This window comes from Pseudomonas sp. VI4.1, from assembly GCF_002029345.1.
Lineage (GTDB): Bacteria > Pseudomonadota > Gammaproteobacteria > Pseudomonadales > Pseudomonadaceae > Aquipseudomonas.
The window spans coordinates 1-8,029 of record NZ_MULM01000045.1; the positions used below are offsets into that span (position 1 = coordinate 1).

Below are 8,029 nucleotides of genomic sequence, written 5' to 3' on the forward strand. Positions count from 1 at the left end.
GCCGGCCCCTGGCTGACCTTTGCTGGATAAGGAGTTTTCATGCTCGCAACCGCGGTGCCACCCTCATCATCTCGGGCGCCGCCTGCTCACCGGCGCCCGCAGCCTGTGGCTCGGCTGTGCGCCGCAGGCGGTGCAGCGCATCTATTTCGCCAACCACAGCAGCCATGGCGACTTCGTGTTGTTGTGGGCGTCCTTGCCGCCCGCCTTGCGCAGTATCACCCGGCCGGTGGCCGGCGCGGATTACTGGCTCAAAAGCCCCCTGCGCCGCTACATCATCAACCGGGTGTTCAATGGCGTAATGGTCGACCGTGAACGCAAGGAGACCGACTACAACCCCTTGCAACCGATGCTCGATGCCCTGGAAAACGGCGATTCGCTGATTATTTTCCCCGAAGGCACACGCAACCCCGAGGAGGGCCTGCTGCCGTTCAAAAGCGGGCTGTATCACCTGGCAAAAGCGTATCCCCAGGCGCAATTGATTCCGGTGTGGATCGCCAACCTCAACCGCGTCATGCCCAAAGGCCGCGTCCTGCCGCTGCCGCTGTTATGCACCATCAGCTTTGGCGCCGCCCTGGCCCTTGGCGAAGAAGAAACCAAGGCGCAATTTCTCGAACGCAGCCGCGACGCGCTGTTGAGCCTGGCCGAGGAGCAAGCCTGACATGGACAGACAAACCCTGATGTTGTTTGGCGGGATTGGCGCGTTTCTGCTGCTGGCCTCGGTGATCGGTTTCATTCTCAAGCGGCGCGCGGGCGGCACGGCGAATCCGGTGATCGACAACCTCAACGCCCGGATCAATGCCTGGTGGGTCATGGTGCTGGTGATCGGAATCGCCTTCTGGCTCGGCACCACGGCGGTGATCCTGTTGTTCTACACCGTGTCTTTCTATGCCCTGCGCGAATTCATGACCCTCACGCCGACCCGCCGCAGCGACTACCCGGCACTGGTGGCCGCGTTCTACCTGGCACTGCCGCTGCAGTACCTGCTCATCTACTACGACTGGTACGGGCTGTTTTCGATCTTCATTCCGGTGTACGTGTTCCTGCTCCTGCCGATCCTCGCGTCCCTGGGCGGCGACAGCACGCACTTTCTCGAACGCGCCTCGAAAGTCCAATGGGGCCTGATGATCGCGGTGTTCTGTGTGTCCCACGTACCCGCCCTGCTGACCCTGGATATCGCCGGCTATGAAGGGCGAAACCTGCTGTTGATCGCCTACCTGGTGATCGTGGTGCAGATGTCGGATGTCCTGCAGTACGTCTGCGGAAAACTGTTCGGCAAACGCAAGATCGCCCCCAACCTGTCGCCGTCCAAGACGGTGGAAGGCTTTGTCGGCGGCATCCTCCTGGCGTCGTTGATCGGTTGTGCCTTGTGGTGGATCACGCCGTTCAATCCCTGGCAGTCACTGCTCATCGCACTGCTGATCAACCTGCTGGGGTTCGCCGGCGGCATTGTGATGTCGGCGATCAAGCGCGACCGTGGCGTGAAGGATTGGGGGCACATGATCGAAGGTCACGGCGGCATGCTCGACCGCCTGGATTCAGTGTGCTTTGCGGCGCCGATCTTCTTTCACCTGGTCCGGTATGGGTGGACCTGATTCATCCACTTCAGCCCCGCAAAAAAAAAGACCCCGACAAGTCGGGGTCTTTTTGCTTCAGCCGGGCGCGTCGTACTCGGACGACCCTGCCCGGGGTCCGGCTCAATGCTGCAGAGCCGGCTTTTGCGTCCCGTTATTGATCGGGATGCGTTTGGCTTTCGCCTCTTCCGGAATCACCCGCAACAGGTCGATGCTCAACAGACCGTTGCTCAGGTCGGCGGCCTGGATCTGGATGTGGTCCGCCAGGCGGAAGGACAGTTTGAAGGCTCGCTGGGCGATGCCCTGGTACAGGTAAGTGACGCCTTCGTTCACGTCACGTTTACCGCCGCCACTGATGGTCAGCACACCTTTTTCCACTTGCAGCTCCAGGTCTTCTTCCTGGAAGCCGGCGGCTGCCACGACGATGCGGTATTGGTCGTCGCCGTGTTTTTCCACGTTGTAGGGTGGATAGGTGCTGCCTGGTTCGTTGCGCAGGGCGGTTTCGAACAGGTCGTTGAAACGGTCGAAGCCCACCGAGGAACGGAACAGCGGGGCCATGGAAAATGCAGTGCTCATGATTCAAATCTCCTGAAAACAGATCAGCAAGTTTTTTTGTCTCCGCGACCCGAATTCGGCATCGCGTAATTCCAAAATAGGGACCGCTGACTGGTTTTCAAGAGGGTTTTTTCAGATTTTTTTTCAGGCCGCTTCGGCCACCTGCAGGCCCAGTAAACGCGAGACCTGATCCAGTTCGGTTTCACGGCGCAGGACAGTGAACAGCTCTACCGCTTCGGGATAATTGCGGGTCAGCATCGCCAGCCACTGCTTCAAGCGACCCGGCGATTGCCGCGCGGTCATCTGCGCCTTGGCCTGCAGCCAGAAGTCCTGGATCAGCGGCAGCAGTTCGGCCCAGGTCATCTCGACCACTTCCTCACCGGCGCGCGCGGCAGCGATTTGCCGGGCCAGGTCGGGGCGCGAGACCAGGCCGCGACCGAGCATGATGTCTTCCACTCCGCTGATTTCGCGGCACCGGCGCCAGTCCTCGACGCTCCAGATATCGCCATTGGCAAACACCGGCACCTTGACCACGTCCTGCACCCGCGGGATCCACTCCCAATGGGCCGGCGGCTTGTAGCCATCGGTCTTGGTCCGCGCATGCACCACAATGTGCGCCGCGCCGCCTTCGGCCAGGGCCGTGGCGCAGACCAGGGCACCGTCCGGGCTGTCGAAACCGAGGCGCATCTTGGCGGTCACCGGGATGTGCGCCGGCACCGCGCGACGCACGTGTTCGACGATCTCGTTGAGCAGTTCCGGTTCCTTGAGCAATACCGCACCGCCACGGGACTTGTTGACGGTCTTGGCCGGGCAGCCGAAGTTGAGGTCGATGACCTCGGAACCGAGCTCGCAGGCCAGCGCGGCGTTTTCCGCCAGGCACACCGGGTCGGACCCGAGCAACTGCACCCGCAACGGCACGCCGGAGGCCGTCCGGGCGCCGGTCAGCAGTTCCGGACCGAACTTGTGGTAATAGGCAGGGGTGAGCAGCTGGTCGTTGATCCGGATGAACTCGGTCACGCACCAGTCGATACCGCCCACACGGGTCAGCACGTCCCGCAGGATGTTGTCGACCAACCCCTCCATGGGCGCCAAAGCAATTTGCATGAAAAACACACTCGACGAAAAACGTGCGGCAGTTTACTGGATTACGCGGGAAATCTGCAGAACATCGCAGATCCCCTGTAGGAGCGAGCTTGCTCGCGATGGACGTCAACGATAACGCGACCAGCCTGACTCCCCGCAACGCTCTCAGGTTTTTCGCGAGCAAGCTCGCTCCTACAATGATCAGATGTTGGTTGTATCCAACATCTGCAACGCCGGACCATAACCCTCGATAAACTCCACCGGCATGCGCTTGGGCTTGCCGGTCGACAACTCGATACAGACAAAGGTGGTCTGCGCTCGCAGCAACGTGGTGTTGTCGCTGGGGCGTTTCAACTGGAAGTGCCGGGTCATTTTCAGGCGCTGGTCCCAATCGACGATCCAGGTCGCCAATTGCAGCTCGTCGTCTTCATAGGCGGCCGCCAGGTAATCGATCTCGTGCCGCACCACCGCCATCGCGCGGTCCAGCCGCCGGTACTCGACCAGGTCCAGGCCGAGCCGCTGGGAGTGACGCCAGGCGCAGCGTTCGAGCCAGGTCACATACACCGCGTTATTGGCGTGACCCAGCCCGTCGATGTCCTCGGCGCCCACTTGCAGATCAATGATAAACGGCGTTGCCCGATCCCAGCCCATGCTCCACTCCCGGTCAGATGATGTCGACCGGGAGTGTAACGGATGCTCAGGCCGATTGGCGCGATTGCAGGCTCCGACCGGACAGCAGTGCCAGCACGCCATCGATCACCCGGGGATCGGCCAGCACCCGTTGATGACCGCCCTCTTCCAGGCGCAACAGGCGGCTGTCGAACCAGGCTTCGTGGATCAGCTGGGATTCCTTGACCGAGACAAAATTGTCGTCTTCGGCATGCACGATCAGGCCAGGCATGTCGAGCTGATAGTGCGCGACATCCAGCGTCGCGGCGCGCATGCCGACGTCTCTCTCGACCTGACGAATGAAGGCCGAACGGGCTTTGGGCGGCAGCCGCACATACCGCGCGAAACCGCGCAGCACCCCGAGGATGCGTGCCGGGGCGGCAATGGTCACCAAAGTTTCGGTACGCAGGCCCAACTGCACGGCGAGCATGGCACTGGCGCCGCCCATGGAATGCCCGATCACCGCCTGCAGGGGCGGCAACTCGGCAGCCGCCTCGAGCATGGCCCGGGCGAACAGCACCAGATTCGCTTCGTTGCCTGGGGAGCGACCGTGGGCGGGACCGTCCAGGGCCACCACGGTATAACCGGCATCGACCAGCGCGGTGATCAGGCTGGCGAACTGCGTCGGCCGCCCTTCCCAACCGTGCATCAGCAACACCGCCGGGCCCTGCCCCCAACGCAAGGCCGAGAGGCCGAAGCGCAAGGTGATCCGTTCGGATTTGGCCAACAGCGGCAATTCCCAGTCACGCGGCGGCAGGTCCCGCGGCGTCATGAACGCCAGTCGCATTTTGCTCGCCACCAGTTTCGGTGCGAACCAGCCCAAAGTGCCATTAACGCCACGAACCCACTTCAACGTGCTCATCGCTCTCACTCCCCAGGCTAACGCCTTCAGGTCACAGCACCGCCGACTTGGCGGCGCGCAGCAGTCGATCGGACAACTCTCCCGGCCCCAGCGCGCGTGCCAGGGCCAGGCCACCGACCATCAAGGCCATGTCGGCCAAGGCTTTGTCGGTCTCTTCGGGGCTGGCCGCCAACTGCGCGACCATCATTTCCACATGCTCATTCAAGGCCACGCGAAATTCGTCCGGCAGCCGGCCCAGCTCGCCGACAGACGCCGGGATCGGGCACGCGGACTCAGAGGAATCACGGTGCTTGCGTGACAGGTAGAACGCAGCGACCAGGGCGCGACGCTCTTCGCCGGTCAACTCGGCATCCATGTCGGCAATCAGGCCACGGCGATGACTGAGCAATTGCTTGAACGCTTCCAGCATCATCGCGTCCTTGCTGTCGAAGTGAGCGTAGAAACCGCCGACGGTCAGGCCGGCGGCGCCCATCACTTCGCCCACGCTCGGTTCGGCCGGGCCGCGCTGGATCAGCGCTGCGCTGGCGGCCTTGAGAATGCGTTCGCGGGTTTGAGCTTTTTTATCGTTCATCGTTGCCTCCGAATATTACGACTAGAATATTATTCTCATAATAATTTTCCGCAAGTCGTGGATGTGACCGCTGGTCTGAAGAACAGTTTGAGAGAAAGAGGGGGATTTGGCCAAACGCCAGACAAACAAAAGGGCCATTCAATGATTGAATGACCCCTATAAATCCCGCAGAGCGGGTAATCGTGGCGTCCCCTAGGGGACTCGAACCCCTGTTACCGCCGTGAAAGGGCGGTGTCCTAGGCCACTAGACGAAGGGGACGCAAAACCTTCTATACAACTGATCAGTGCTGAGAGCTGATCGATTCAAGGCCGGTGTGGCCAGACCTTGAACTGTAAAATTGGTGGAGCTTAGCGGGATCGAACCGCTGACCTCCTGCATGCCATGCAGGCGCTCTCCCAGCTGAGCTAAAGCCCCGGATTTTTCGCCTCGCGGCGGAGCGACATCTTGCAACATCGCTTCTGTAAAACTGGCGTCCCCTAGGGGACTCGAACCCCTGTTACCGCCGTGAAAGGGCGGTGTCCTAGGCCACTAGACGAAGGGGACGCAAACCCTTCTATACAACTGATCAACGCTGAGTGTTGATCGCTTCAAGGCCGGTGTGGCCAGGCCTTGAAGTGTAAATTGGTGGAGCTAGACGGGATCGAACCGTCGACCTCTTGCATGCCATGCAAGCGCTCTCCCAGCTGAGCTATAGCCCCTCATCGTTGATGTCATCGCTGAGGACGGGGCGAATCTTAAGGGCGTATCGAAAGCCTGTCAAATTTATTTTTGAAATATTTCAAAGTTTTTTGCCGACATAACAATCACTTACCGCCCTCCCCCCGGAAACACCGGGGTTCAGGAATGATCGCTGTAGGAGCCGGCTTGCTGGCGAAAGCGTTTTCACTGGCATCGCAAGGCTCGAGGCCGCTTTCGCCGGCAAGCGGCTCCTACAATTTCAGGTACGCAGGATCAGGCAATCGCGCCCAGCAGTTTTTCCCACTCCTTGTTTTCTTTCTTCGACACGCCGCCCAGCAGGTCGATGGCCTGGCGCAGACGGAAACGGGTCAGGTCCGGACCGAGGATCTCCATCGCATCGAGCACCGACACCGAGCTGGCCTGGCCGGTGATCGCGGCGAACATCAGTGGCATGGCGTCACGCAACTTCAGCTCCAGGGAGTCGACCACCGCCTGGATCGTCGCGGTGATGTTGTCCTTCTCCCACTGGCGCAGGCTTTCGAGCTTCCACAGGATCAACTGCATCAACTGGCGAACCTGATCACCCGAGAGTTTCTTCGATTCGAACAGCTTGGCGTCCGGATTGACCCCACCGGCGAAGAAGAACCCGGCCAGCGGTGCCACCTGGCTGAAGGTTTCGACCCGGCCTTGCACGTGCGGCGCGATCTTCATCATGTATTCAGGGTTCAGCGCCCAGGTTTGCAGGCGCGCAGCGAACTCTTCCACCGGCAGGTCACGCAGCCACTGGCCGTTGAGCCACGACAGCTTCTCGATGTCGAAAATCGGCCCGCCGAGGGACACGCGCTTCAGGTCGAAGTGGTCGACCATTTCCTGCAGCGAGAACTTCTCGCGCTCGTCCGGCATCGACCAGCCCATGCGGCCGAGGTAGTTGAGCATGGCTTCCGGCATGAAACCCATGCGCTCGTAGAACGTGACCGAGGTCGGGTTCTTGCGTTTGGACAGCTTGCTCTTGTCCGGGTTACGCAGCAGCGGCATGTAGCACAGCTCCGGCTGTTCCCAGCCAAAGTATTCGTACAGCAGGATCAGCTTCGGCGCCGATGGCAGCCATTCTTCACCGCGCAGGACGTGGGTGATGCCCATCAGATGGTCGTCGACCACGTTGGCCAGGAAGTACGTCGGCAGGCCGTCGGTCTTCATCAGCACTTGCATGTCCATGCGATCCCACGGGATCTCGACGTCGCCGCGCAGCATGTCCGGCACCACGCAGACGCCTTCGCTCGGCACCTTCATGCGGATCACATGCGGTTCGCCAGCGGCCAGGCGGGCAGCCACTTCTTCCTTGGACAGCAACAGCGCACGGCCGTCGTAACGCGGGGTTTCGCCACGGGCCATTTGCTCGGCACGCATCTGGTCCAGCTCTTCGGCGGTGCAGAAGCACGGGAAGGCATGGCCCATCTCGACCAGCTGCTGGCAGTACTTCTGATAGATGTCGCCGCGCTCGCTCTGCCGGTAAGGACCATGCGGGCCGCCGACGTCCGGGCCTTCGCTCCAGTCGATGCCCAGCCAGCGCAGGGCGTCGAAAATCTGCTGTTCGGACTCGCGGGTCGAACGCAATTGATCGGTGTCCTCGATCCGCAGGATGAACTCACCGCCGTGCTGCTTGGCAAAGCAGTAGTTGAACAAAGCGATGTAAGCGGTACCTACGTGGGGATCCCCGGTAGGCGATGGCGCGATGCGAGTGCGGACGGTGGTCATGGCATGTCTCGAAAAGAATGAAAAGCGAAGATAAAACAGGGGGCGAATGGTAACAGGCGCAGGCTGCCCGGCTCCAGTCGGTGGGGCATATAAGCCGATATTGGAGGGGTCAGCTTTGGGAGGGTGTTGCCTGTCAGGAGCTTGCAGGTGGGGTTGCGGCTGGGCAAGCGCACTATTTGATAGGTGTGGTGCTTCGACGGGCCTCTTCGCGGGCAAGCCCGCTCCCACAGGGATTGAAGGTGTTCAAACCCTATGTGTCCACCCACAACCACTGTGGGAGCGGG

The 8,029-nt window shown here is 61.1% G+C and carries 8 protein-coding genes and 4 tRNA genes; 2 read left to right on the forward strand and 10 right to left on the reverse strand.

Going from position 1 to position 8,029, the window contains the following annotated elements:
- Positions 1-22 precede the first annotated feature (22 nt).
- Both BZ163_RS00835 and BZ163_RS00840 read left to right on the forward strand, forming a co-directional pair.
- The gene (locus tag BZ163_RS00835) at positions 23-658 is read left to right on the forward strand and encodes a 1-acyl-sn-glycerol-3-phosphate acyltransferase (RefSeq protein WP_256578898.1); all 636 of its coding nucleotides are present in this window, start codon (positions 23-25) and stop codon (positions 656-658) included.
- Between the two features lies 1 nt (position 659).
- Positions 660-1,592, forward strand: a complete 933-nt coding sequence (locus BZ163_RS00840; protein ID WP_128869420.1) for a phosphatidate cytidylyltransferase — start codon at positions 660-662, stop codon at positions 1,590-1,592.
- A 102-nt stretch (positions 1,593-1,694) separates the two neighbouring features.
- On the opposite strand, the gene BZ163_RS00845 is transcribed toward BZ163_RS00840, so the two are convergent.
- From BZ163_RS00845 to gltX, 10 genes are all read right to left on the reverse strand, one after another.
- A complete protein-coding gene (locus BZ163_RS00845; protein WP_128869421.1) occupies positions 1,695-2,147 on the reverse strand; it encodes an Hsp20 family protein in 453 nt (150 codons plus the stop codon).
- 123 nt (positions 2,148-2,270) lie between these two features.
- On the reverse strand, positions 2,271-3,230 hold the full coding sequence (locus BZ163_RS00850) for a tRNA-dihydrouridine synthase (protein ID WP_128869422.1): 960 nt from the start codon (positions 3,228-3,230) through the stop codon (positions 2,271-2,273).
- Positions 3,231-3,410: 180 nt separating this feature from the next.
- Entirely contained in the window at positions 3,411-3,860 is a 450-nt protein-coding gene (locus BZ163_RS00855) for a thioesterase family protein (protein ID WP_128869423.1), read from the reverse strand.
- Between the two features lie 46 nt (positions 3,861-3,906).
- The gene (locus tag BZ163_RS00860; RefSeq protein ID WP_128869424.1) at positions 3,907-4,740 is read right to left on the reverse strand and encodes an alpha/beta fold hydrolase; all 834 of its coding nucleotides are present in this window, start codon (positions 4,738-4,740) and stop codon (positions 3,907-3,909) included.
- Positions 4,741-4,771: 31 nt separating this feature from the next.
- Positions 4,772-5,311: a TetR/AcrR family transcriptional regulator gene (locus BZ163_RS00865; protein WP_128869425.1), complete on the reverse strand. Its 540-nt coding sequence runs from the start codon at positions 5,309-5,311 to the stop codon at positions 4,772-4,774.
- A gap of 183 nt (positions 5,312-5,494) precedes the next feature.
- A tRNA-Glu gene (locus tag BZ163_RS00870) sits at positions 5,495-5,570 on the reverse strand.
- Between the two features lie 80 nt (positions 5,571-5,650).
- Positions 5,651-5,726: transfer RNA gene (locus tag BZ163_RS00875), tRNA-Ala, on the reverse strand.
- Between the two features lie 53 nt (positions 5,727-5,779).
- A tRNA-Glu gene (locus tag BZ163_RS00880) sits at positions 5,780-5,855 on the reverse strand.
- A gap of 79 nt (positions 5,856-5,934) precedes the next feature.
- Positions 5,935-6,010 (reverse strand) — tRNA-Ala (locus tag BZ163_RS00885).
- A gap of 253 nt (positions 6,011-6,263) precedes the next feature.
- On the reverse strand, positions 6,264-7,745 hold the full coding sequence (gene gltX, locus BZ163_RS00890) for a glutamate--tRNA ligase (protein ID WP_128869426.1): 1,482 nt from the start codon (positions 7,743-7,745) through the stop codon (positions 6,264-6,266).
- Positions 7,746-8,029 lie beyond the last annotated feature (284 nt).

Bases quoted from the DNA above. Each gene is read 5' to 3' on its own strand.
- BZ163_RS00840 (WP_128869420.1), top strand. From the start codon at position 660: ATGGACAGACAAACCCTGATGTTGTTTGGCGGGATTGGCGCGTTTCTG.
- BZ163_RS00845 (WP_128869421.1), bottom strand. From the start codon at position 2,147: ATGAGCACTGCATTTTCCATGGCCCCGCTGTTCCGTTCCTCGGTGGGC.
- BZ163_RS00850 (WP_128869422.1), bottom strand. From the start codon at position 3,230: ATGCAAATTGCTTTGGCGCCCATGGAGGGGTTGGTCGACAACATCCTG.
- BZ163_RS00855 (WP_128869423.1), bottom strand. From the start codon at position 3,860: ATGGGCTGGGATCGGGCAACGCCGTTTATCATTGATCTGCAAGTGGGC.
- BZ163_RS00860 (WP_128869424.1), bottom strand. From the start codon at position 4,740: ATGAGCACGTTGAAGTGGGTTCGTGGCGTTAATGGCACTTTGGGCTGG.
- BZ163_RS00865 (WP_128869425.1), bottom strand. From the start codon at position 5,311: ATGAACGATAAAAAAGCTCAAACCCGCGAACGCATTCTCAAGGCCGCC.
- gltX (WP_128869426.1), bottom strand. From the start codon at position 7,745: ATGACCACCGTCCGCACTCGCATCGCGCCATCGCCTACCGGGGATCCC.